Raw genomic sequence first — 23,507 nt, forward strand, 5'->3', positions numbered from 1 at the left:
GCAGCCGTCGTCAGCGCTGCTGGCGACTATTCCCGATCCGCCCCGTCCAGGGGTGGTTACTCATCACGCCCACAAAGGAGAAATCATGAAGATTCGTACCTTGGCCACTGCCGGAACTCTCACCGCAGGTATCGCCCTGTTCGGTGTTCTCGGCGCCGGCGTGGCATCTGCCGCAACTCCGATCGTCGAACCGGAACATGGCCGGATCGGTCTGTCGCTCTCGAATGCGGAAACCGCGGCATTGGCGGCGAGCCCGATTCCTGATGCGATTGCGAACATCGTTCCAGGTTCGCTGAGGGGGGTCTGGTTGGCGCCTGGTTCCGCGATAACTGTTACCGATGGCAAGGTCGACGCCCTCGAAGGAGCTGTGCTCGGTGAAGCAGCCGCGCGTGGTGGGCATGCCAATGTCTTTGTCTCCGACCCGAATCACCCCGCCAGTGAGGGGCACATAGTGCTGACGGAGCAGTACTGGAACTGATACCAGGCCGAACGTCGGCGACCCGTTGTCCCCGCTCTCCCTTCCTATTTGGAGTTCCAGCCATGACCGTCAACAACGCCGAACGCCGCAGTGTCCAGTCGGAATCCACTGCGGTCGATAGTAAAGACGTTGCAGACGTTGATGACTGGGATCCGGACAGCGAACTCAGTCCACTTTCCAAGGCTGTGATCGCCACCGCAGTCGGACTGGGGTTGCTGATCGCGGCATTCGCGGTGATCGGGAAGCTCGCCGGCTGGGCGAACGACTACGGGACGATCCTGGTTTACCTGGCATTCTTCTTGTGGATGTCGATCTCCGGACGGTTGTTCTGTTGGGGCGCAGACAAACTCATCGCGCTACTCCGAACGAAGAAGAGTGACAATCGTGGTGCGCACCGGTGAAGTCCGGTAGACGACTTCGCCGGACTCTCGCGGGAGTGCTTGCCGCCGGGGCGCTGTTGACCGGAGCGGCCGGAGTGATCGGTGCGGGAATCGCACTCTCCGCCGCTCCGGCGAACGCGACGCCGGAAGAAGACTGCGCGGCGGTGCGGGCACGTGATCATCAGATCTACCTGAATCTCATTGCGTCGCTGCCACCTGGCGCGCCCATCCCGCCAGAGATCATCAACCCGTGCCTGAGCGCGCCGTCCACGACGTCGACAGCTGCGCCGACGACCACGGTCGGGCTCCCCGGTGTGCAGGCTCCAGGCGGTGGCCCGAATGTCGGGGCCAATGCTCCGACGAACTTTCCCACCTACAACGGCACCCCCATCGTCCCGGTTCCGACGATCGAGGTTCCGCCCATTGCTTCCGAGGCCCCGGCCTCGGAAACTGGTGTCGGTGCATTCCCCAATGCATCGGCATCAGCGGTTCCCTCACCCACACCCACCCCGGGTGAGGGAACCACCACCGATCGTGGTCCCGGACCGATCCCCGCGGATTCGGATTCGAATATCGCACCGGCCCAAACGGTTCCGGACCCGGCAGCAGATGTTTCCACCGCCGGGGAGGACTCGGGCCGTGACCGGTATCTCGAACTGGTCCTCGTCGGGGCCGCGGCGTTCACCGCTGCGGGTATGAGAGTGAGGGGGCGGCCGGGACCGTTCAGTGCGCGTGTGAGCGCGCGTCCGTGGGAGTCGGTTCTCTCCCAGGTAGTCGGTACGGTCGCGAAACCGTTCATGCCGTATTTCGTCGGCGGTCAGGACGTCGTGGTCATCCCCGACCCAGGTGGCGGACAACGCACCATCTTCCTCATTCACGACGAAACCTCCTCGCATGAAGCTGAAATGGTGGTCGACCTACCACCCGGCGGACACATGAGCATCAACGACGACGGGTCCGTCGGTGTCTACGACGCGAACGGAGACTTGCAGGGCACCGTTGCCGCTGCGTGGGCGTACGACGTCAACGGCGATCCGGTTCCCACCTACTACGAGATCCGTGACGGCAAGCTCTACCAAGTCGTTATCCCGACCCCGGGCGTCATCTACCCGGTCACTGCTGACGGCCCCTACGGCGGCAGCGACCCGGTCACCGGACGAGACGTCACCGCTACACCCCTTCAAGGCGGCGGTGAGGTCGTCAACCAGTCCGGCGGACCGGTCATGGTCAACGTCCCGACAGACTCCCCCTACAACGACGTCGGCGGGATCGACCCACTGGGCAATCTCGACATGGATCCGCCGACGCAGCCGGCACCGACAACGCCTCTGCCGTTCGATATCGGATCGCCGACCGACTCGGGCACCGATACGAGCGAGCCTCCGTGGAACCCACTCGACAACCTCGACATGGACGCCCCGACGCAGCCGGCACCGACAACACCACTGCCGTTCGATATCGGATCGCCGACCGACTCGGGCACCGATACACCCGGGGGTACAGCGAGCGAGCCTCCGTGGAACCCACTCGACAACCTCGACATGGAAACGCAGACGCAGCCAGATCCTCCAATGGAATTACCATTCGGGATCTTTGACTCTGATCCCAACAACGGTTTGATCGGCCCCGCGCAGAGGGCCGCGAACCAACGGGCGCTCGCCCATGGCGACGTACCTGCTGACTTCACTGGCAACGTCCCTCTGACCGCACAGCAACAACTTGACGACCTGCAATGGCAGGTGGATCAGATGCGGGACCGCGGCTATACAGATTCCGAGATCGCAACTGTCTTGAGTAAAGGCAGCACCGCGCTCGGTGGCCCCGCCTCGGGCTTGCAATCTGCGGGCGCCCTTGCGAACACCGGTGTGCATCATGCTGGTTCGCTCCCGAGCGCTGCGCAGGCCGCTCGGTCGGCGGCAGTGGGTACTGTTTTAAGCAGATTATCGGTGGCAGTTGAGGTTGCCTCGGGTGTCATCAAGTGGCGCGAAGGCGCGCCACGTGGCGAAACTGTGGGAAATTCCGGTGGCGCAATCGCATTGGGATGGGCAGGCGGCAAAGGTGGCGCCGCACTCGGCGGGTTTCTCGGCGGCCCGATAGGTGCCGCAGTCGGGGGCGGAATCGGTGCAATCGGAGGATCGCTACTCGGGGCATACTTGGGTACCCGGGCAGGCCGATCATTTGATTGAAGCCTTAGACAATGATCGATCGCTCCAAGAGAAGGGACTGAGACCGTGCATTACCTGCTGATCGCTGCCATTGCATTCTGCCTAGCCTCGGGGGTGCTGTCGGCGCTTGATGCCGCAGCAGGCAATCCGATGCGGGGCGCGATAACCTTGGCCGTTTCGTTGACGGCTGCGAGTGGGATGGTGTTCCTCGTGACTGACAATTCGACCACCCGGATCGGCGCTGTCGCGGGCACTGCGGCGGTCCTCGTTTTGCGTTTTCTCCCGAAGAGTTCCATATACCGACGACACACCGTTCCTCAAGCGGAACCGGCACCATGACCACCTTTTATGCGATTTGTGCGATTGCTGCAGGGGCTGTGGCGTTGATCGTATCTACGCCCTACGTGATGTACCGCAGTCATGCGAGAACGATTTACTGGAGTTCGTCGATCCTTACCATCGTTTTCGCTTGGCTCACCGCTCCACAGCGGTCGATTCTCGGACCTGTCCTCTTGTGCGGTTTCGCTGCTGTGTTCGTGGCGTGGTGGTGGACCCCCTTCCTCACGCGAAGGCATCCCACCGGATTCAACGATGTTTTCGGTGCTTGGCTGACACGGGCGCTCTACCGCGAGCAGAAGGATGCACCTCCGGTAAACAGGTACGACAAATTGCACTACAAAGACACTGACCGCCAAGCACGAGATACCGATTCTGACGGAAATCAGGTCAACACCTGAGCCGGCGCGTAGAGCGCTTTGTCCTTGATACCACCCTCGCGCGTACCCGAACAGCTTGTAGTGAGATGCCGTGGGAAACAGTACTTTCCACATGGCGGCGTACACCTGCCCGGTTTGCGCAAGCTGTACAGTAACCAGGATGATCGATGGCTCGAAGCTGCTCTTCGCGCAGCCCAATTCAGTAGCTGTCAGCGCCATCGCGAGCGGTAGTCCTCTTCCCCTAGTCCCTGCAGCTCATCCCATTTTTCGAGCATCCGCCTCGTCTGGATAGTTAATGATATCTAATATATTGAATGGAGTTCAGTAGTGGATCTGGTCAAGATTTCGCGGTGTGTCGACTCGCCCGTGCTTGCGGAGATTGACGACTTGACACCACTTGAACGTATGGCGCTTCCGAATTATTGGTTGGATGCACTAAATGGTGACGTTGCAGCTCGAATTTCTGGGATATTGGACCAATGGGACGTATTTGGGCGACCGATATTGGGCGACACTTACAGAAACATTAAAGATAATCTATCTGATGTGCGGTTGCTCAGGTCTGAAAATAGGTTCTTTCTTCTATATAAAATTAAAATGGCAGACGGGACCGATCTCTACTATTTGGGTACGCCACCGGTAGTGGATGGTGATGAACTTTCAGGGTATTGGAGTAAATTCCCCTCCAGTCTAAAGAATTTCTATTCAAATTTGCACAACGGTTGGTACTATATTGCCGGTAAGACTGTCGGGCCACTGCCTCTTGAAGATATGTTTCGAATTGACAGCTTTGAATGGTCTATTCTGGACGGGCTGTCCCCTGAAGAGTACCCAGATCCGGCTCGTTGCATCGCGACATTCAGATCGGGCGGCGGCGGTTATCTTTGCTTGTACTTTGGTGAGGAATCGACAAGGGGTGTTGTGTGGTCATTGACGGAACCCCCTGAACTGGTCGATTACTCCACTTACCTTGATATCTGGACCAACGTCGGACTCGGTGCCTAGAGCCTGCGCCTTGGATAGCCAGACTGGAGACAGTCTAAGCAATTTGTGTGCGGTCTTGCCCCACGTGGCACGTGCCTCGGATCCAGTCTCCAAAGAGCAGATGATCAATTTGTCTGACCAAAAGGGATCTCGAGGTCATGATCGGTTTCGGGGGTACCTCACGCATCGACTCGTTTTCCTGCACCATTGCCGACGAATCGCTGATTGCGCTGGCGTTAAGGGTCGTACGGGGGCAGGCCGATATCTGGGCCTCTCGTGTCACCGTGCTCTACCACCGGACCGAATCATCGCCTCAGCGCAACGTACCCGGCGACGCGATCGTGGGCAGTTCGGGCTCGGTGGAGCATCGGCGACTACCGGCACCTTCAGAATCGGTCGAAAGGTGAGGTGGAGGTGGGATGGGAAACATACTTCCATTCAGGAGTTACGTTCGATCGCAGCAAACTCCCCCAATCTGCGGTGGTGGAGGAACTGCCCATTGGCACGTTGGTTCGGTTGGGGGACAAGCCAATGGAGGTCGCTGCCGCCGACATCGTGGCGGTGCGGGCGGCGTTGGGTTATCCGGTGTAGGCCACGCAACGGGTCCGGAGTTCACCATTGCATCAGACGGCGAGAAATGTGTTAACCGGATGGCCTGCTTCGCCTTTCGATAGTATTGCCAGATGGCATCCCGAATCGACTTGCTCGCGTGGCTCCTCGATTCGGATCCAGCGATTCGGTGGCAGGTGGAGCGCGACCTGGTGAACGAAGCGCCCACTGTGTGGGCGGCGACGCGCGCGTCGATCGCCACCGAAGGATTTGGTGCACGCCTGCTTTCATTGCAGGACCGAGACGGCCAATGGGCGGGTGGGGCGTTCTTCCCGGCTGAATTCGACTTTGCGGGACCCGAAGCAGCAGAACAAAGTTCGCAACCCTGGACGGCAACAACCTGGACGCTCAACTCATTGCGGGAGTGGGGCCTCGACGCCAGTGTTCTGCGGGAGCGTCGTACCGCAGAACTGCTCGCGGAGAACTGTCGCTGGGAGTACGAGGGCCGGCCGTACTGGGACGGTGAGGTCGATTGCTGCATCAACGCCTGGACGGTGGCAAACGGTGTGTGGCTCGACATGCGCGTTGATGAACTGGCTGATTGGTTTGTGCGGCATCAACTTCCGGATGGTGGTTGGAACTGCGAGTGGATCGAAGGTTCGACCCGATCGTCGTTCCATTCGACCCTCAATTCACTCAAAGGGCTTCTCGCGTACGAGATCGCGACCGGGGGAACAATTGAGACGCGCGCGGCTCGACGATCCGGTGAGGAATTCTTGCTGCAGCGCGGTCTGTTCCGGAGACTCTCGACCGGGGAACCGGTGGGGGACTGGATCGGCCGGTTCGCGTACCCGTTCCGGTGGCGTTACAACGTGCTCAACGCAGCCGACTACTTCCGCGAAGCGTCGTTGTCGGATGGAAATGAGCCTGATCCGCGAATGGCGGACGCGATCGAGATGATCCGGGCCGCTCGAGCCTCGGATGGGACGTGGCTCCAGGCCGGTCGCCAACCGGGGCGGGTGTGGTTCGAGGTCGACACAAAGGCGGGGGAGCCGTCGAAGTGGCTGACTTTGTCCGGCATCCGAGTGCTCGCCTGGTGGGATCAATCCTCCCCTCTAGGTTCTGCATAACAAAATAGTTACAGCGAAAATTATTTCACCTTTAAAGGTTATCGAAAGGTGATCTTCGACTTTCCGGTCGAAATATCCAGTACGGATGAAGAACATATTAACGACAGGATTGCCCTCAGTGCGGTGAAGGTTAATCATCTGAACAGGTGAGAAGATGTTCGGTGAAATTACCTACCCGATTGGATAGGCGGGTCACCGACGTTGGTAATCGCATAAGGTGCTCGCGATTGTCTTGGTTAGGGAGCTAAGTCCCGAGCTGGAAACGGCATTTCTGCTCCGAAAGTGGCGCTCACCTGCGGCTAAGTTCCCCATTTTGCAGGACTTAAACCACTTTCGGCGAGATTTAGTCTCGCAATTGTAGGTTGTGGAGCGTCCGCAATGTTTAGGCAAAGTCCCATCTTTTCCCAGAACAATGCTCTACTAAACGTGAAAACCGGATGTTCCCCCGATTTTGCTGAGAAGGTGCAACTATGGGGCGTAGCGTAACTGTCGCAGCGAACCGGAACATCGCGAATTGCTGCTCTAACCAATGACTTTGTTCAGGTCCGAATAATGCTCGGAGGTCGTCGATGTCGATGGAAATGGTGTTAGCCGAAGCAGTGATAGATAGTGGGGACACGGCGTGGGTGCTGATCTCCGCGGGTCTGGTTCTCTTCATGGTTCCCGGACTCGCCTTCTTCTACGCCGGTCTGGTGCGTGGTAGCAGTGCGCTCGTCATGTTGCAGCAGAACCTCGTCCCACTCGGACTCGTCTCGATTACCTGGGTCGTGTTCGGATACAGCTTCGCGTTCAGTGGAGACTGGGGTTCCGGCTTCCTCGGTGACCTCAAATTGTTCGGCTTGCAGGACATACACACAGCCGCCGCCCCGGGCTTCCACCTGATCGAAGGTGCAGTCGCGGTACCGACTCTGGCGTTCGTGGTCTATCAGATGATGTTCGCGATCATCACGCCCGCGCTGATCACCGGTGCGACCGCAAACCGGCTCAAGCCCTTGGGCTGGGCCGTTCTGCTCATGCTGTGGTCGATCATCGTCTACCCCCCGATTGCGCACTGGCTCTTCAATCCCGAAGGCTGGTTGGCGCTCCGCGGAGCTCAGGACTGGGCCGGCGGAATTGTCGTCCACGCATCCGCCGGCGCCGCCGCCCTGGCAATCTTGCTGGTGGTCGGTAAACGTCCGGGATGGCCCAACGCCGAGGCAGTCCCGCACTCGGTGCCTCTGGCGTTGATCGGCGCAGGCATCCTGTGGTTCGGCTGGTTCGGATTCAACGCAGGCGACGGATTGGCCGCCGATGGTGTTGCGGCACAAGCCTTGATGAACACTCACATCGCCGCAGCGGGCGGTATGGTCGTCTGGCTCGTCATCGAAAGGTACACCGAGGGCAAGGCCACGGCGATCGGCGGAATCACCGGCGCGGTAGCCGGTCTCGCGACCGTCACCCCTTGCGCCGGCTTCGTCAGCACCTTCTCCGCGTTGGCGATCGGCGCGCTTGCCGGACTGGTCTGCCACTTCGCGCTCGCGCTCAAGTCGATCTTCAAGTTCGACGACGCGCTCGACGTCATCGCGGTCCACTTCATCGGCGGCATCCTCGGTTCACTCCTTCTCGGTTTGTTCGGCGAAAAAGCCATCAATTCGATCGGCCGCGACGGACTCTTCTTCGGCGGCGGGGCAGGACTACTCGGCGAGCAGGCGCTGGCGTTGATCGTCGTCATCGCTTTCTCGTTCGTGGTGACCTGGCTGATCGCCACGGGCATCGAGAAGACCATCGGTCTCAAGCTGGCCCCGAAAGACCAGGTGGACATCGACCGTCGTCAGCAAGGCATGGACGCATACCGCTACAACGCCGCATTCGTGGACGCGGGTGGTGCGCCGCAGACCAGCGGGTTCGACTCGGGGGTCCTGGTCGAGGGGGCAAAACTTGTTCCGAACCTCGGCGCCCCGAAGCACGAACTCATCACCGCGGTATTGCAGACCATCGAGTCCGAGAAGCTACGGGAGGCGCTGCTGGCCGCCGGAGCGGAGTCGATAGTCGTATCGGAAGCGCATGTCTCCGCGAGTGACTCGGCCTCGCTCAAGTTCCGCGGACAACGCAACGACGTCGTGTTCACCGAGCGGTTGCGTGTCGAGGTGCTGGTCGCCTCGGAACATGCACAGGCGGTTCTGGACGCGATCAACGAGTACTCGGGCGGCAGGAGGAGCGGTTTCGTCCAGCAAGCGGCCGAACCTCTCACCGAAGCGACGGAACAGGGGAGCTGACATGTATTCGACGACAGGGAGTTACCGCATGATCGACAAGGAGCGTTCAGAATGCATCTGACACCGCGAGAACTCGACAAGCTGACAATCCTCATGTTGGCGGATGTCGCACTGAGGCGAAAGGCAAAGGGGCTCAAACTCAATCACCCGGAGTCCGTCGCAGTTATCACTGCAGCCGCCCTGGAGGGAGCTCGGGAGGGCAAGACTCTCGAGGAGGTCATGGCCGACGCATCGCACGCCTTGACGGTCGACGACGTGATGGACGGTGTGGCGGAGATGATTCCACGTGTGCAGGTCGAGGCGGTGTTCCTCGACGGTAGCCGGCTCGTCACCGTGCACTCTCCGATCCAGTAGCCCGACCGAGATGTCAGGAGCACTCCAAGATGGCAAGCAAATCGACGAAGAAGGATTCCGGCGGCGAGAAGAAAGTGCCGGTCGGCGGATACGTGTTGCGGGACGAGCCGATCGAACTCAACGAGGGCCGTCCACGTTTGAAGTTGCGAGTCCGAAACACCGGTGACCGTCCCATCCAGGTGGGTTCGCACTACCACTTCATGGAAGTCAATCGCGCGTTGTCCTTCGATCGTGAACAGTCCTTCGGCTGGCGCCTCGACATTCCCGCGGGCACGGCGGTCAGGTTCGAGCCGGGCGACGAGAAGGAAGTGACGTTGGTGCCGTTCGGCGGCAAGCAACGAGTGCAAGGCTTCAACGGACTTGTCGACGGTTGGGCGCCGACCCACGCCGCCTACCGGCCGAGGCTTCCCGGAGCCGTCCAGCGTGCCGAAGAACTCGGCTTCCTGTCCGAACCTCAAACCGACTGATTCTCGTTCACGGCGGACGAAGGAGAGCAACACCCATGACAAGCATTTCGAGACAAGAGTATTCGGGTCTGTTCGGGGTCACCACGGGTGACCAGATCAGGCTGGGTAATACCGACCTGTACATCGAGGTCGAGGAAGATCTTCGAACGATCGGCGACGAGTCGATCTACGGCGGCGGCAAGACGCTGCGCGACGGCATGGGCCAGGATCCGGAGTCGTGCAGCATCGACGGTGCCCTCGACCTCGTGATCACCAACGTGGTCATCGTCGATGCAACCATCGGCGTCGTCAAGGCAGACGTGGGAATCAAGGACGGCAAGATCGTTGGCTGGGGCAAGGCGGGAAACTCCAGCACGATGGAAGGTGTCACCCCGGGGCTGACCACCGGTCCGGCGACCGACGCGATTTCCGGTGAGCAGATGATCCTCACTGCCGCCGGCATCGATCCACACGTTCACCTCGTGTCACCACAGCAGGCGTACCACGCACTCAGTGGGGGAGTGACGACGCTGATCGGTGGTGGTATCGGCCCGACCGACGGAACCAACGGCACCACCATCACTTCCGGTATCTGGAACATGGAGATGATGCTCAAGGCCAACGAGGGTTTGCCGGTCAACGTCTGCATGTTGGGCAAGGGGAACTCGTCCGGGCATCAGTCGCTGGTCGAACAGATCAAGGCCGGTGCGGCCGGTCTGAAGGTCCACGAGGACTGGGGCGCGACACCGGCCACAATTCGTGAGTCTCTTCGGGTGGCAGACGAAATGGACGTTCAGGTCGCCATTCACACGGATACCCTCAATGAGGCCGGATACGTCGAGGACACCATCGCGGCCTTCGAAGGCCGTACCATTCACACCTATCACAGCGAGGGTGCGGGCGGCGGTCACGCACCCGACATTCTGCGGGTGACGGGCGAGGACAACGTACTTCCGGCGTCGACCAATCCGACGTTGCCGTACGGCATCAACACTCAGGCCGAGCTCTTCGACATGATCATGGTCTGTCACAACCTCAATCCCAAAGTGCCCTCGGATGTTTCGTTTGCCGAGTCTCGCGTTCGCGCGGAGACGATCGGTGCCGAGAACGTACTGCAGGACATGGGCGTCATCTCGATGTTCTCGAGTGACTCGCAGGCGATGGGCCGCGTCGGAGAAAACTGGCTTCGCGCGATCCAAACAGCGGACTGCATGAAGCGGTCCCGCGGAAAGCTGCCAGAGGATTCACCGACACACGACAACTTCCGCGTGTTGCGCTACGTCGCGAAGGTCACGATCAATCCAGCGTTGACGTTCGGTCTTTCGCATGTGGTCGGGTCGATCGGTGTCGGGAAGATGGCGGATCTTGTTCTCTGGGAGCCCGCATTCTTCGGCGCGAAGCCGAAGACGATCATCAAGAACGGTCTGATCAGCTGGCACGCCATGGGAGATCCGAATGCGTCGCTCCCGACACCACAGCCGGTGATCTACCGGCCGATGTTCGGTGGATTCGGCAAGGCGTTGCCGCAGAGTTCGGTCTCGTTCGTCTCGCGAGCGGCACTCGACGACGGTATCAAGGATCGGCTCGGTCTCGAACGTCAGGTTGTTGCTGTCGAGGGGACCAGAACAGTCACCAAGCGTGATCTGGTTCGCAACTCGGCCACTCCGGAAATCAAGGTGGACCCGGAGACCTTCGCGGTGACTGCGGACGGCGTCCACGCATACGTCGAACCTGCCGAATCCATTCGCTTGAACCAACTTTACTTCTTCAGTTAGGGGTCTCCAGTGTCGGGAACAATCACACACACGCACGGCGCCGATGCGACGCCACACACGCACGGCGAGATGACCGCGCCGAGCGGAAAGCCGACGCGAGTCGACGCGCTGCTCGGGAAGGAGACCGACGAGGAGTGGGCCGGTCGACTCGACAATGCGGTAGTCGACGTCTTGTCGCTCGATCAGTGGGAAGCGCAGAAGAGTCGGTTACGACGCACCACGATCGGTGGCCGTGAATTGGCCGTCTCGCTCGATCGGGGTATTCAGTTGCAGGACGGCGACATTCTGCTGTGGGACGAGCCGGCGAACACCGTGGTCGTGGCCAGGATCAACCTCAAGGACGTGTTGGAGATCGACCTGAGCGCGCTGGTCGACGTCACGCCCGAGAAGATGATTCAGACGTGCCTGGAGTTGGGACATGCCGTGGGTAACCAGCACTGGCCTGCGGTGGTGAAGGGAATGAAGGTCTACGTTCCGTTGACCGTCGACAAGGCGGTCATGGGCTCGGTGATGCGGACACATGCTTTCGAGGGCATCGAGTACACCTTCATCCCGGGCGCCGAGGTCATTCCCTACATCGCTCCACACGAGGCACGCCGTTTGTTCGGTGCGGCCGCGCGTGAGGGCGAGGGGCATACCCATGACCCTCTCGTCTGAGGGATCCGGGCTCAGCATCAACCGCGCGATGCGGATGATGCAGTTTTCCGATTCCATGTTCCCGGTCGGTTCCTTCTCGTTCTCCAACGGTTTGGAATCGGCCGTGGCGCAGGGAATTGTCACGGGTGGTCCGTCGCTGCGGGAGTTTGTGCTCTCGGCCGCCCATCAGGGCGCGACGTGCGACGGTATCGCCGTACTCGCGGCGCACCGGGGTGCGGCAGCCGGTGATTTCTCGGCGATCCTCGCCGCTGATCATGCAGTGATCGAACGCAAACTCAACGAAGAAGCACGCACGATGAGTACCCGCATGGGTAAGAAGTTGGCCGAACTCGGCGGGCGCTTGGCCGGTGAGACCCTGTTCAACAAGTGGTTGGCCGCGATCGCATCGGGGGAGACACCGGGTACCTACCCCGTCGGCCTCGGAATTGCTTTCGCGGAGATGGGTTCTCCGGAAGAGGACGCTTTCACGGTCAATCAGTACGGTGTCGCGATGACGTTGCTCGGCGCTGCCCTTCGTATCGTCCGAGTCGATCACCTTGCGACGCAAGAGATTCTGTTCGAGGTCAATCAGACTGCCGGCCATGAGTACGCCGCAGTGCGTGATTACGGACTCGACGACATGTCCAATTTCGCCCCGATGATCGACATTCTGGCTGCGGTGCACGTCAAGGCGCACGTCCGAATGTTCATGAACTAGAAGGAGAACGATGAAGAAGACAACGCGCATCGGAATCGGCGGACCCGTGGGTTCGGGTAAGACCGCGCTCATCGAGGCGATCACACCGGAGTTCATCAAGCGGGGCACCAGCGTTCTGATCATCACCAACGACGTGGTCACCACCGAAGATGCCAAGCATGTGCGCAAGGCTCTCAAAGGTGTTCTCGTGGAAGAACGTATCGTCGGCGTCGAGACGGGTGCCTGCCCACACACCGCCGTCCGCGAAGACCCGAGTATGAATCTCGCGGCCGTCGAGGACATGGAGAAGACGTTCCCGGACACCGATGTGGTCTTCATCGAAAGTGGTGGCGACAACCTCACACTGACGTTCAGTCCGGCTCTGGTCGACTTCTTCATCTATGTCATCGATGTGGCCGCAGGCGACAAGATTCCGCGCAAGAACGGTCCGGGAATTTCGCAGTCCGACATCCTGGTCATCAACAAGACCGACCTCGCACCGTACGTCAACGCTGATCTCGGAGTCATGGATCGCGACTCCAAGGGAATGCGCGGCGACAAGCCGTTCGTCTTCACCAATTGCATGACCGGGGAAGGCATCAAGGAAGTGGTGGACCTCATCGTGCACGGAGTCCTCTTCGACGAAGAGGAAGTGGGAGCGAGCGTACCGTGAGTGCACCGCCCGTCCCGGGAGCATCGCGGTCGCTCCCGGGGCCGATCCCGACCATCCCGGAACTCGATCAGTACCAGGACCAGCCGAAGCAGGCGCCGGCCGGCAAGGTCGGTAAGACCGGGGTTCTCGAGATGCGATTTGTCGACCGCGGCGACAAGACGATCCTGCGGGACATGTACCGCAAGACACCGCTGCTGGTTCAGCAGGCGCTGTACTGGGACGAAGCGTTGCCGACCATGCCGTGCGTCTACATGATCTCGACGTCCGGCAGTGTGCTGCAAGGTGATCGGTTGTTCCTGACCATCGAAATGGAGCCAGGTTCCCTTGCACACGTGACCACCCAGTCGGCTACCAAAGTCCACCGGATGGATGCCAATCACGCGTCACAACTCCAGAAAGTGGTGCTGGCCGAGAATTCGTATCTCGAACTGATGCCGGGAGTGACGATCCCACACCGCAGCGCGAGGTACTACGCGCGCACCGACATCACGGTGGATCCGACTGCAACGCTGTTGTTCTCGGAGATCGTGATGCCGGGTCGCAAGTATCACGACGGCGGAGAGATGTTCGTCTACGACCTGTACTCCACCTTGATCAAGGCGAAGCGCCCGGACGGGAAGAATCTCTTCACCGAGAAGTTGGTGATCGAACCGGCACGCTTCCCCGTGCGATACGGCGGAATCATGGGCGACCACGACGTGTTCGGCAATGTCATCCTGCTGACACCGAAGGAGCACGCCGACGCGATTCTCGAAGAGGTAGTTCCGGGCCGTGACTGCAAGGTCGTTTCCGGAGCGAGTCGGCTACCGAACGACGCCGGTCTCATCTTCAAAGTCCTCGGTCCGGAGAGCGAACCCGTCAAGGCGAAGGTTCGTGATTTCTGGGCTCTGGTGCGAAAGGCAGTTCTGGACACCACCATTCCGCCCGTCCCGCTGTGGGGATGACGCGGATCGTCGGAGAAGGATCGAGGGACGTGCGATGACCACCATCACCAAACCCTGGGACGACGTCGCGGACAAGAACGTCGTGCTCAGATTCATCGACACCAATCTCAAAGGCTCCGGGCAGGTGATGTTCCAGGGCAATGCGCTGACGGGCCTGCTGTTTCTGGTCGGTATCTTCTGGGGAGCGATAGCCGCGGACACGATCACCGTCGCAATTGGTGCCGTGGTGGGTCTGGTGGTATCCACCGTCACCGGCATGATGCTGCACTCCGACGACGATTCGATGCGTATCGGCCTGTACGGATACAACGGAATTCTTGTGGGAGCTGCATTTCCGACGTTCCTTGCCGGGGGCGTGATGCTGTGGATCTACCTCGTGGTGGGAGCTGCCGCGTCGACGATCGCGTTCCTGGCCGTTGCCAATGTCTTCAAGACGTGGGGCGTACCGGCGCTGACCTTTCCGTTCAACCTCGTCAACTGGTTCTTCCTTCTTGCGGCGTTCCAGTTCCTGCGGATCGAAACGTCAGACCTCAGCGCGGGCCAGTTTCCCCAGCACATCGGGGACGCGTCAGTCCATGCCGACATCACTTTCAGCTTCCTGTGGGACACGCTGTTCCGCAACGTCTCCCAGATCTTTCTGATCAACAACACCGTCACCGGCATTATCTTCGTGATCGCGCTGCTGGTCGCGTCGCGTTGGGCGGCGTTGTTCGCGCTCATCGGTTCCGCGATAGCGATGGGTTCGGTACTGGCGCTGGGCGCAAACACCGTCGACATCGGCAATGGTCTCTACGGGCTCAGTTCGGTGCTGACGGCAATTGCTCTCGGATCGGTGTTCTACAACCCGTCGTGGCGTGTGTTCGTCTACACCGTCTTCGGAGTACTGGTGACTGTTGTCATCCACGGCACGCTGGTGTCTGCCTTTGCTCCGATCAGCCTGCCGGCCGGAACGGGCCCGTTCGTCTTCGCGACGTGGCTGTTCCTGCTGCCGAAGAAGAAGTTCGTTCCTGTCCAGCACGACACCATCGAGGGTGGAGCGGCCGAGGGCAAGGATTCGATCGCGAAGGCGAACGGATAGGGCTCGAACGGGCAGAAGTTCCTAGATCGTTCCGCTATGGCACCCTCGCGAACCGGTATCACTCGAGTATTGTCTGGCCTTCGGTAGTCGGGCATGGTCGAAGCATGACCGTGCAGGTAGTTGTGATGGGTGTGGCCGGTGCTGGAAAAAGCACCGTGGCAGTGGGTCTCGCCACGTCTCTCGGGGCAGACTTCGTCGACGGTGACGATCTGCACCCCGAGTCCAATGTCGCCAAAATGCGTTCGGGGACACCGTTGACCGACGAAGACCGTGTGCCGTGGCTCGACGCGATCGCGGCCTGGCTTTCCGAGCGTGCCGATGCGGGACGAACAGGCGTCGTTGCCTGTTCGGCTCTGCGAAAGGACTATCGGGGCCGGTTGCGCCCGGACGGTCTCGACGTGCAGTTCGTCCACCTGGCCGGTGATTTCGAGACTATCTCCGCACGTATGCGTTTCCGCGCCGGGCACTTCATGCCGGAGAGTCTGCTCATCTCCCAGTTCGAGGCTCTCGAACCGCTTACAGACGACGAGCGCGGCATCACGCTGAATGTCGTCTCCGAACCGAGCACACTGGTGGGCGAGGCAGTCGACTACATCCATACATCTCAGAGGAGCGTCACAGCGTGAGTAGCACCGCAAGCCCCGGCCCGTTCGACATTTCCGGGAAGGTCGCGCTGGTGACGGGTTCGAGCCGAGGCATCGGCTCGGCCCTCGCGACTGGTCTCGCCGAGGCGGGTGCGGTGGTGGTGCTCAACAGCCGAAATTCCGACGTGCTCGAAGCCGAGCGTCGACGCATCGCCGACGCGACCGGCGCAACGGTGCACGCATACGCGTTCGACGTCACCGATTCGGCCGCCGTCCGGGATGCGGCGACACGCATCGAGGCGGAGGTCGGCCCGGTCGAGATCGTTGTCAACAACACCGGCGTGCAGCACCGCGCCCCGCTTCTCGAGTTCGGCGACGACGACTTCCGGCGTGTCATGGACACCAACCTGACCAGTGCGTTCTACGTCGGACGTGAATTCGCCCGCGGCATGGTCGAGCGCGGACACGGGAAGATCGTCAACATCTGCTCGGTGCAGAGCGAACTCGGCCGAGCGGGAATCGCACCGTACGCAGCCAGCAAGGGCGGGCTCAAGATGCTCACCCGCGGGATGTGCGCCGACTGGGCACCCTTCGGTTTGCAGATCAACGCGATCGCACCGGGATACTTCGACACCGAACTGACCTCTGCGCTGGTCAACGATCCGGAGTTCACCGCGTGGCTCGCCAAGCGGACACCCGCCGGACGTTGGGGCCGTACGGAGGAGCTGATCGGGTCGCTACTGTTCTTGGCCTCCCCGGCTTCGGATTTCGTCAACGGTCAGATCCTCTACGTCGACGGCGGAATGACGGCCGTCGTCTGATTGTCCGCTGTTAGATCGTCCGCTACTCGAACAGAAAGCACCCACATGACAGACGCCAGCGCCCCTCGCATCCACCTCGGTCCCGTCGAGGATCCTCACGTCGCCGACGGAATACGCCGAGCCGGTGGAGTTCTCGTTCCACTGGCAGACGCCGAGGGCGTCGTGTGGGTACACGGGCCGGAGACGTTCCCGTCGTCGCTACCCGATTCGGTTCGCTGGGTGCAGTTGCCGTTCGCCGGCATCGAGCCCTGGTTCGACGCCAAGGTGATCGACGACAAGCGGGTCTGGACGTCTGCTGCCGGAGCGTACGCGGGCAATGTTGCCGAACATACGATGATGCTTCTCCTCGCCGGAGTTCGTTCTCTCCCCGAACAATTGGCGGCGCAGTCGTGGCGCAAGGAAGAGTTCGACCCGCGGGTGGGCACTTTGCAGGGCTCGACAGTGGCGATCATCGGTTGCGGCGGAATCGGCCGTGCGTTGATCCCGTACCTCGCCGCGTCCAAAGTCAAGGTCATCGCGATCACCCGCTCCGGGACCCCTGTCGAGGGTGCTTCCGAAACGCTCTCGGCCGACCGCACCGGCGAAATCTGGTCCAAGGCAGATCACTTCGTGATCGCAGCACCGTCGACATCCGCGACGCGGCATCTGGTCGGCAAGGCCGAACTGGACCAGATGTCGGAGTCGAGCTGGATCGTGAACATCGCGCGTGGCACCCTCGTCGACACGGACGCATTGGTCGACGCACTGGAAGCCGGTTCGATCGGCGGGGCGGCACTGGACGTCACCGATCCCGAGCCGTTGCCGGACGGGCATCGGTTGTGGAAGCTGCCCAACGCGATCATCACTCCACACGTCGCCAACCCGGCTACGACGCTCACCCGCGTCCTGGCAGATCACGTTGCAGCCAACGTCGCCCGATTCGCCGCAGGTGAGGACCTCGCCGCCGTGATCGATCCGTCGGCGGGCTACTGACCGCTCGCGTTGGTTCCCTTCACGTAATCGGCAACGACGGTGCGCAGAACATCGCGCACCGCCTCGGCCGGTTTGGAGAGGGGCTGATTGGCCGGGGTGCCAAGGGAGACATGCACTTCGATGCCCGGCTCGATGCGTCGTAGCTCGAGCGCTTCGACGTCCATGACCCTGCGGGCCACCGACCACGGCAGAACCGTCGCGCCCAATCCGGTGCGTACGGCCTCGGACAGCGTCATCACCGATTCCACTTCGGCCACGACGTTCGGTTGCTGCTCTGCACGGTCGAAAGCCTGCTCCACCACCTTGCGGATGGTGTGCATCCGACCCGGAAGCAATAGTGGCAGTTCGGCGATCTCGGGCAGGGAGATGTCGGATCCCGATTCGCCTGCCAGTCCGGTACCGAACGGGGCAACCACCACCAGCTCCTCGGTGAGCAAGCGTTCGAACGTCACACCCTTGATCGGGCCGGCGTCGTACAACAACGCCAGATCCATGCGACCGGTCATCATCGCTTCGCTGAGCACGCCACCGAAGTTCTCGTTGATGTGCAACAAGATATTCGGGTGCTGCTCGCGCACACGGGCCAAGAGCGGCAAGGCGATTGCCGTCGCGGTGCTGTACGGGGCGAGGCCGACCGAGACGCCACCCGCCAGCGCCCGTCCGACCACGGACACCTCGGCCTGGGCACTCTCCACCTGACGCAGAATCACCTGAGCATGCCGATAGAGTGCGTGCCCCGCATCGGTCGGCTCGACACCCTGTTTGCTGCGGATCAGAAGTTGCTGACCGAACTGCGTTTCCAGCGACGTCATCTGTTGGCTCAGGGCGGGTTGTGCGATGTGCAGGATGTCGGCGGCTCGGGTGATGCTGCCGGCATCGACAATTCGTACGAACGAGTAGAGCCTTCTCGTGTCCATGCTGTGCAAACTACCAGCTCAACGGACATATCGAATTCCGATCACCCCAACGCGAAACGGTATTAACAACCCTTTGGCGTTCCTGAGTAGCGTCCCAGAAACACCGAAGTCGACACACAGAACTTCGACAGTCGGACCAACCACGGGCAACGGCGCCCGTACGAACAAGTAAACGAACCGGAAGGACCGAAATGGCAACCAGCATCGATCTTGTCGCCGATCTCGGCGAAGGTTTCGGCACGTGGACCATGGGCGCCGACGATGCTCTGCTCGACACGCTGACTTCGGCCAACATCGCTTGCGGATTCCATGCAGGCGATCCACGAACCATGGATGCGACCGTGCGGGGGTGCGTATCGCGCGGTATCGGCATCGGCGCGCATCCGAGTTTTCCGGACCTCGCCGGATTCGGACGTCGCGCGATGGATCTCAGTGAGAACGAGGTCCGAACCGACGTGCTGTTCCAACTCGGCGCCCTTCACGCCTTTGCGGTCGCGAGCGGAACGTCGTTGTCGCACATCGCTCCCCACGGCAAGCTCGGGAATCTTGTTGCCGTACGCCAAGATTACGCGCGCGCCGTCGTCGATGCGGTCGCGGCCTTCGATCCGTCGTTGATCGTGCTCGCCCAGGACGGGGCGTTGGCCGACGAGGCGACTGCCCGCGGATTGAGCGTCGGCATCGTCGGAATCGCGGATCGCGCATACAACTCCGACGGAACTCTCGTGCCCCGCAGCGAGCCGGGAGCGGTGATTCACGACGTCGACGTTCTGGTCGAGCGGACCGTTCGGATGGTGGTCGAGGAAGTCGTCGAAGCTGTGGACGGCACGTTGATCCCGGTTGTCGCCGATACGGTCCTCGTGCACGGTGACAACCCCGGTGCCGTCGCGAACGCGAAGGCGATTCGCGCCGCGCTCGAGGCCGCCGGTGTCACCATTGCGCCGCTGACCCGGGTCGTGGCGTCACGGCGGGCCCGTGATGTCGGGTGTTCCGCGTGAAGACCTACGTCGCCGACTGCGGTGACGCCGCCGTTCGCGTCAGTGTCAGCGGCGGGACCGCCGAGCAGAACTGGAACACCGTTCGATCGATCGCTGCACGTTTCGATCTCGGTGCCGACGGCATCGTCAGCGTCATCCCGACATACGACGCCCTGCTGGTCGAGTTCGACAACCTCCTCACGGACCACGACGCCGTCCGCGGCCTGGTTCGCGAAGCAACGACTATCCCCCGACCGCTGGAAGGTGAACCTAGGACGTTCGAGATCCCCGTCGTCTACGGGGGCGAACACGGCCCGGACCTGGGTGATACAGCGCGGTTTCTCGGCGTCACCGAAGCCGAAGTGGTGCGCCTTCACTCCGCAGCCCCGTTGGTCATGCGTTGCTACGGCTCACCCGGCGGCGCCCCGATGCTCGACGGCCCGGCGTTCGGCCTTCCCATCCCGCGCCGATCGAGCCCGCGACCGCACGTCGCGGCCGGTTCCGTTGCGGTGGCCGGACGTCAGGCAGTCGTTTCGGCCAGGCCTGCGCCCGGCGGTTGGGCAGTGATCGGCCGGACCCCGCTCATCTTGGTCGATCCGGCGTCGGAGCAGATTTCTGCCTACCGCCCGGGCGATCTGTTCGTCTTCCGTGCGATCGACGCCGATCGCTGGGACGACTTCGACGGACGCTCGCTCCTGCCCGTAGGGGGTGATCCCCATGGCTGAGACCGTCACCGTCCTGACTCCCGGTATCAGCTCCGTCCAGGATTTGGGGCGTGGATCGGCGTCACAGTTCGGTCAGGCGACGGGCGGCGCAGCCGACCAGATCAGCGCGGAGATCGCCAACGCGTTGGTGGGTAGTAGGCGCGAGGCCCCGCTACTGGAGTTGACGGCCCTCGACTTTTCAGCGTCGGCGTCCACGGATCTGCTGATCGCCGTCACGGGTGCACCCGCAACGGTGACGGTGGACGGACATCGGCAACCGCAGTGGGAACCGATCGTCTGGCGAGCGGGTCAGCGGCTTGCCGTCACCGGAATCCACGACGGATTGCGCGTCTACGTCGCCGTCCACGGAGAGCTGACGGCCGACTACCTCCTGGGCAGCTGCGCTCCCGACCAGGTCCTCGGATTCGGCCGTCACTTGACCGCGGGGGAGATGCTGGTCGTCGACACCGACTGCCCGCCGATCGACCACCCGGTCTTCCGGCTACCGCTGTTCCGGTTGTTGCCCGACCGACCGTCCTTCGGCAACGTGTGGACGCTCGACGTGACCGACGGCCCCGACATCGACGACTTCGGGGAGAGTGCAGCCGCGCTGTTCGGCACCGAATTCGTGGTGGGCGATCAGAGCAATCACATCGGGCTTCGGCTGGCATCTACCGATGAGCAGCCGCTCCCACAGCGCACCGGCACCGGCGAGGTCCTCTCGCGCGGCGTCCCCATCGGTGCCGTCGAAGTACCCGCTGGCAACGAACTTCTGGTCCTGCATCGAGGTAGAGGCGTCACCGCCGGTTATCCGGTGCTGGCAGTCGTCACCACCGTTTCACTCTCACAGCTGGGACAGGCCCGACCCGGGCACCGCGTCCGATTCCGGAACTGCAGCGTCGCAACGGCGGTTGCAGAGCACCGCGAACAGCAGCACCGCATCGCCTTGCTGAGGCGGCGTGTGGAGAACGTATTCACCACCCTCCGGATACCTCTTCACACCTCGGAAGCCCGAGTACCGAGCCACGTCGGCACCACACGCCCCGCGAGCGCTCCGCGCCGCGCGTCTATTTTGGAGACAGCATGACCAACACCATCGAAGCGGTAGACGGCCAGGTAGCCGACCCGCGCAAGGTCCGGAAAGTCGTCGCAGCGGGCTGCGTCGGCATCTTCGTCGAGCTCTACGACAACGGTGTCTTCGCGTTCATGGCGACGGCACTGGCCATCGTGTTCTTCGACGTATCGAAGTCGAGCGACGCGCTGATGCTGGTGTTCGCCGGCTACGCGGTCTCGTTCTTCGTTCGACCCCTCGGCGCGGTGGTCTGCGGCATCCTCGGCGACCGGATCGGTCGACAGAAGATGTTGGTGTTCGTCATCATGCTGATCAGCGTGGCGACCGCCGGTATCGGCTTGCTGCCCACCTACGCGGCCATCGGTATCGCGGCACCGGCACTGCTGATCTTTCTGCGGATCGTGCAGGGATTCTCCGTCGGTGGTGAAGCTGCCGGCGCCATGACGTTCCTCGCCGAACACGCCCCGGAAGGCAAGCGCGGCTTGATCACGAGCTACGCGCAGATCGCGTCGTTCCTCGCACTGCTGACCGGAACGATGATTGCGTTTGCCATGTCGCCGTGGCTCAACGCCGACGCGATCAACGGCGGCGGACTCGCATCGTGGGCGTGGCGCATCCCGTTCCTCATGGCCATTCCGATGGGAATCATCGGCTGGTACATCCGCCGCGCGATCTCCGATACCCCGAACTTCGAGCGGCTCAAGGAATCCGGCGGTTTGTCGCGCAATCCGCTCAAGGAAGCATTCTCCACTCCCGAACACCGTCGCGCCATGATCCTCGCCCTGTTCATCCCCTTGATGAATGGTTCCGGCTACTACGTTCTGTTCTCGTACATGCCCACGTTCCTCAAAGGCGATCAGATCGGATTCTCGACCGGGACAGCGCTTCTCGTCACCGCATCCAGCCTGGTCGCGATCTGCTTCGCGATTCCGTTCATGGGTGCTCTCTCCGACCGGATCGGTCGCAAGAAGGTCATCGCCGGTGCAGCTGCGGCAATGGCGATCGGAGCGATCCCCTGCTATGCCATGATCGTGACCGGCAACGTCGGCCTCGCCGTTCTCGGTGCCTGCCTCATGGCAGTGATCTTCGCCGGGCACACAGCCGTCATCCACATCCTGATCGTCGAACTGTTCCCCACGCGGGTTCGCTACTCCGCCTACGGTTTGGGTTACAACATCTCGTCCGCACTCTTCGGTGGTACCGCACCGTTGTTGATGACCTGGTTGATCCCCGAATTCGGTATCTACGTTCCCGCCTTCTACGCGGTCATCACTGCAATCGGCACGCTGATCGCGGTCAGCACCATCACCGATCGCGCCCACGTTCCGCTACGCGACACTCTGTGACTTCTCGCGTGAGTCACTCCTGATCCGGCCCGGTGGCCGCCTGCAGTCCGCGGCGGCCGCCGGGTCATACCAATTTCTTCCTGTAGGAGCACACAATGCCTTTCTCCGATTACCGCACAGCTCTCGTCACCGGCGCCAACACCGGAATGGGTGCCGCCGTCACCGAGATGTTCACCAAGCGCGGACTGACGGTCTACGGCGTCGCCCGCAATGCCGACAAGCTCGGTGAGGTTGCCGATCGCACCGGAATGATCCCTCTGCCCGTGGACATCACCGACACCGCCGCGCTCGCCGAAGCTGTCGGCGGACTGGAGATCGACGTCCTCGTCAACAACGCGGGGGTGTCCGCAACCGGAAACATTCTCGACGCCGAAGAAGCATCGGTCGACGCGATGGTGGACGTGAATCTTCGTGCAGTGCTGCACCTGTGCCGCATTCTGCTGCCGGGAATGGTGGAGAGCGATCTAGGTCATGTCGTCAACATCAGCTCCATCGCCGGCCTGTACAACTTCTACGGCCACACTGCCTACCACGCGACCAAGGCTGCGGTGCACCAGATTTCGCGCCAGCTGCGAAACGACTGCATCGGCAAGCGGATTCGAGTGACCGAGATCTGCCCCGGCCGGGTCGAGACCGAGATCTTCGGTCGCAACCTCGGCGGCACGCCCGAAGCCATGAAGGAAGCGTGGGAGACCTTCTACGAAGGCTACGAATCCATCACTACCAAGGACATCGCGGATACCATCGAGTTCGCGATCGACGCCCCTGGTCACGTCAATCTTGGTCTCATCGAGGTGCTCCCCACCTTCCAGGTGCCTGGTGGCCTCGACTTCATCCGTCGCAACGACTGAGAGAGC

The 23,507-nt window shown here is 61.6% G+C and carries 23 protein-coding genes and 1 pseudogene; 23 read left to right on the forward strand and 1 reads right to left on the reverse strand.

Annotation, left to right across the window (positions count from 1 at the left end; translation table 11 throughout):
* Positions 1-85: 85 nt before the first annotated feature.
* From ATN37_RS15680 to ATN37_RS15765, 18 genes and pseudogenes are all read left to right on the forward strand, one after another.
* Positions 86-478: a hypothetical protein gene (locus tag ATN37_RS15680; RefSeq protein ID WP_209448256.1), complete on the forward strand. Its 393-nt coding sequence runs from the start codon at positions 86-88 to the stop codon at positions 476-478.
* 62 nt (positions 479-540) lie between these two features.
* The gene (locus tag ATN37_RS15685; protein ID WP_020968151.1) at positions 541-879 is read left to right on the forward strand and encodes a hypothetical protein; all 339 of its coding nucleotides are present in this window, start codon (positions 541-543) and stop codon (positions 877-879) included.
* The gene (locus ATN37_RS15690) at positions 876-3,044 is read left to right on the forward strand and encodes a hypothetical protein (RefSeq protein WP_209448257.1); all 2,169 of its coding nucleotides are present in this window, start codon (positions 876-878) and stop codon (positions 3,042-3,044) included. The genes ATN37_RS15685 and ATN37_RS15690 overlap by 4 nt, the downstream gene beginning before the upstream one ends.
* A 1,022-nt stretch (positions 3,045-4,066) precedes the next feature.
* Entirely contained in the window at positions 4,067-4,744 is a 678-nt protein-coding gene (locus tag ATN37_RS15695) for an SMI1/KNR4 family protein (protein ID WP_007731739.1), read from the forward strand.
* Between the two features lie 330 nt (positions 4,745-5,074).
* Positions 5,075-5,314 (forward strand): annotated as a pseudogene (locus ATN37_RS15700) (hypothetical protein); the annotation flags it as partial.
* Between the two features lie 92 nt (positions 5,315-5,406).
* On the forward strand, positions 5,407-6,402 hold the full coding sequence (locus tag ATN37_RS15705; protein WP_209448258.1) for a squalene cyclase: 996 nt from the start codon (positions 5,407-5,409) through the stop codon (positions 6,400-6,402).
* Between the two features lie 569 nt (positions 6,403-6,971).
* Positions 6,972-8,657: an ammonium transporter gene (gene amt / locus ATN37_RS15710; protein ID WP_218695369.1), complete on the forward strand. Its 1,686-nt coding sequence runs from the start codon at positions 6,972-6,974 to the stop codon at positions 8,655-8,657.
* Positions 8,658-8,708: 51 nt separating this feature from the next.
* Complete coding sequence (locus tag ATN37_RS15715; RefSeq protein WP_007731718.1) at positions 8,709-9,011, forward strand: urease subunit gamma; 303 nt, start codon at positions 8,709-8,711, stop codon at positions 9,009-9,011.
* 29 nt (positions 9,012-9,040) lie between these two features.
* Complete coding sequence (locus ATN37_RS15720; protein ID WP_003943812.1) at positions 9,041-9,478, forward strand: urease subunit beta; 438 nt, start codon at positions 9,041-9,043, stop codon at positions 9,476-9,478.
* Positions 9,479-9,513: 35 nt separating this feature from the next.
* Positions 9,514-11,232 (forward strand): urease subunit alpha, encoded by a 1,719-nt coding sequence (locus tag ATN37_RS15725; protein WP_003943847.1) that lies wholly within the window; start codon positions 9,514-9,516, stop codon positions 11,230-11,232.
* A 9-nt stretch (positions 11,233-11,241) separates the two neighbouring features.
* Positions 11,242-11,889: an urease accessory protein UreE gene (ureE, locus tag ATN37_RS15730; RefSeq protein ID WP_007731715.1), complete on the forward strand. Its 648-nt coding sequence runs from the start codon at positions 11,242-11,244 to the stop codon at positions 11,887-11,889.
* Positions 11,873-12,586, forward strand: coding sequence for an urease accessory protein UreF (locus ATN37_RS15735; RefSeq protein ID WP_042921156.1), 714 nt, complete (start codon positions 11,873-11,875; stop codon positions 12,584-12,586). The genes ureE and ATN37_RS15735 overlap by 17 nt, the downstream gene beginning before the upstream one ends.
* A gap of 10 nt (positions 12,587-12,596) precedes the next feature.
* Positions 12,597-13,238, forward strand: a complete 642-nt coding sequence (gene ureG, locus ATN37_RS15740) for an urease accessory protein UreG (RefSeq protein WP_003943822.1) — start codon at positions 12,597-12,599, stop codon at positions 13,236-13,238.
* Positions 13,235-14,182, forward strand: coding sequence for an urease accessory protein UreD (locus ATN37_RS15745; protein ID WP_218695370.1), 948 nt, complete (start codon positions 13,235-13,237; stop codon positions 14,180-14,182). Before ureG ends, ATN37_RS15745 begins: the two co-directional genes overlap by 4 nt.
* Positions 14,183-14,216: 34 nt before the next feature.
* The gene (gene yut, locus ATN37_RS15750) at positions 14,217-15,260 is read left to right on the forward strand and encodes an urea transporter (protein ID WP_218695371.1); all 1,044 of its coding nucleotides are present in this window, start codon (positions 14,217-14,219) and stop codon (positions 15,258-15,260) included.
* Positions 15,261-15,364: 104 nt separating this feature from the next.
* Positions 15,365-15,886: a gluconokinase gene (locus tag ATN37_RS15755; protein WP_030535782.1), complete on the forward strand. Its 522-nt coding sequence runs from the start codon at positions 15,365-15,367 to the stop codon at positions 15,884-15,886.
* A complete protein-coding gene (locus ATN37_RS15760; RefSeq protein WP_007731708.1) occupies positions 15,883-16,665 on the forward strand; it encodes an SDR family oxidoreductase in 783 nt (260 codons plus the stop codon). The genes ATN37_RS15755 and ATN37_RS15760 overlap by 4 nt, the downstream gene beginning before the upstream one ends.
* A 45-nt stretch (positions 16,666-16,710) precedes the next feature.
* Complete coding sequence (locus ATN37_RS15765) at positions 16,711-17,637, forward strand: D-isomer specific 2-hydroxyacid dehydrogenase family protein (protein WP_030535781.1); 927 nt, start codon at positions 16,711-16,713, stop codon at positions 17,635-17,637.
* Here ATN37_RS15765 and nac read toward each other — a convergent pair.
* A complete protein-coding gene (gene nac / locus ATN37_RS15770) occupies positions 17,631-18,554 on the reverse strand; it encodes a nitrogen assimilation transcriptional regulator NAC (protein WP_030535780.1) in 924 nt (307 codons plus the stop codon). The two genes, ATN37_RS15765 and nac, sit on opposite strands and share 7 nt — an antisense overlap.
* A gap of 191 nt (positions 18,555-18,745) precedes the next feature.
* Here nac and ATN37_RS15775 point away from each other — a divergent pair, with 191 nt between their 5' ends.
* The 5 genes from ATN37_RS15775 (at position 18,746) to ATN37_RS15795 (ending at position 23,501) form a co-directional block, all read left to right on the forward strand.
* Positions 18,746-19,549, forward strand: coding sequence for a LamB/YcsF family protein (locus ATN37_RS15775; protein ID WP_007731705.1), 804 nt, complete (start codon positions 18,746-18,748; stop codon positions 19,547-19,549).
* On the forward strand, positions 19,546-20,253 hold the full coding sequence (locus ATN37_RS15780) for an allophanate hydrolase subunit 1 (protein ID WP_172403470.1): 708 nt from the start codon (positions 19,546-19,548) through the stop codon (positions 20,251-20,253). The genes ATN37_RS15775 and ATN37_RS15780 overlap by 4 nt, the downstream gene beginning before the upstream one ends.
* Complete coding sequence (locus ATN37_RS15785) at positions 20,246-21,319, forward strand: biotin-dependent carboxyltransferase family protein (RefSeq protein WP_047271511.1); 1,074 nt, start codon at positions 20,246-20,248, stop codon at positions 21,317-21,319. The genes ATN37_RS15780 and ATN37_RS15785 overlap by 8 nt, the downstream gene beginning before the upstream one ends.
* Positions 21,316-22,650 carry an MFS transporter gene (locus tag ATN37_RS15790; protein WP_047271513.1) on the forward strand — a complete coding sequence of 445 codons (1,335 nt, stop codon included), beginning with the start codon at positions 21,316-21,318 and terminating at the stop codon, positions 22,648-22,650. Before ATN37_RS15785 ends, ATN37_RS15790 begins: the two co-directional genes overlap by 4 nt.
* A gap of 95 nt (positions 22,651-22,745) precedes the next feature.
* Positions 22,746-23,501 (forward strand): SDR family oxidoreductase, encoded by a 756-nt coding sequence (locus ATN37_RS15795; RefSeq protein ID WP_218695372.1) that lies wholly within the window; start codon positions 22,746-22,748, stop codon positions 23,499-23,501.
* Positions 23,502-23,507 lie beyond the last annotated feature (6 nt).

The organism is Rhodococcus sp. MH15 (assembly GCF_019266045.1).
GTDB classification, from domain to species: Bacteria; Actinomycetota; Actinomycetes; order Mycobacteriales; family Mycobacteriaceae; genus Rhodococcus_F; species Rhodococcus_F qingshengii.

Excerpts from the sequence above, each read along its gene's own strand:
- ATN37_RS15680 (WP_209448256.1), top strand. The coding sequence starts at position 86 with ATGAAGATTCGTACCTTGGCCACTGCCGGAACTCTCACCGCAGGTATC.
- ATN37_RS15685 (WP_020968151.1), top strand. The coding sequence starts at position 541 with ATGACCGTCAACAACGCCGAACGCCGCAGTGTCCAGTCGGAATCCACT.
- ATN37_RS15705 (WP_209448258.1), top strand. The coding sequence starts at position 5,407 with ATGGCATCCCGAATCGACTTGCTCGCGTGGCTCCTCGATTCGGATCCA.
- amt (WP_218695369.1), top strand. The coding sequence starts at position 6,972 with ATGTCGATGGAAATGGTGTTAGCCGAAGCAGTGATAGATAGTGGGGAC.
- ATN37_RS15715 (WP_007731718.1), top strand. The coding sequence starts at position 8,709 with ATGCATCTGACACCGCGAGAACTCGACAAGCTGACAATCCTCATGTTG.
- ATN37_RS15720 (WP_003943812.1), top strand. The coding sequence starts at position 9,041 with ATGGCAAGCAAATCGACGAAGAAGGATTCCGGCGGCGAGAAGAAAGTG.
- ATN37_RS15725 (WP_003943847.1), top strand. The coding sequence starts at position 9,514 with ATGACAAGCATTTCGAGACAAGAGTATTCGGGTCTGTTCGGGGTCACC.
- ATN37_RS15735 (WP_042921156.1), top strand. The coding sequence starts at position 11,873 with ATGACCCTCTCGTCTGAGGGATCCGGGCTCAGCATCAACCGCGCGATG.
- ureG (WP_003943822.1), top strand. The coding sequence starts at position 12,597 with ATGAAGAAGACAACGCGCATCGGAATCGGCGGACCCGTGGGTTCGGGT.
- yut (WP_218695371.1), top strand. The coding sequence starts at position 14,217 with ATGACCACCATCACCAAACCCTGGGACGACGTCGCGGACAAGAACGTC.
- ATN37_RS15755 (WP_030535782.1), top strand. The coding sequence starts at position 15,365 with ATGACCGTGCAGGTAGTTGTGATGGGTGTGGCCGGTGCTGGAAAAAGC.
- ATN37_RS15765 (WP_030535781.1), top strand. The coding sequence starts at position 16,711 with ATGACAGACGCCAGCGCCCCTCGCATCCACCTCGGTCCCGTCGAGGAT.
- nac (WP_030535780.1), bottom strand. The coding sequence starts at position 18,554 with ATGGACACGAGAAGGCTCTACTCGTTCGTACGAATTGTCGATGCCGGC.
- ATN37_RS15775 (WP_007731705.1), top strand. The coding sequence starts at position 18,746 with ATGGCAACCAGCATCGATCTTGTCGCCGATCTCGGCGAAGGTTTCGGC.
- ATN37_RS15785 (WP_047271511.1), top strand. The coding sequence starts at position 20,246 with ATGGCTGAGACCGTCACCGTCCTGACTCCCGGTATCAGCTCCGTCCAG.
- ATN37_RS15790 (WP_047271513.1), top strand. The coding sequence starts at position 21,316 with ATGACCAACACCATCGAAGCGGTAGACGGCCAGGTAGCCGACCCGCGC.
- ATN37_RS15795 (WP_218695372.1), top strand. The coding sequence starts at position 22,746 with ATGCCTTTCTCCGATTACCGCACAGCTCTCGTCACCGGCGCCAACACC.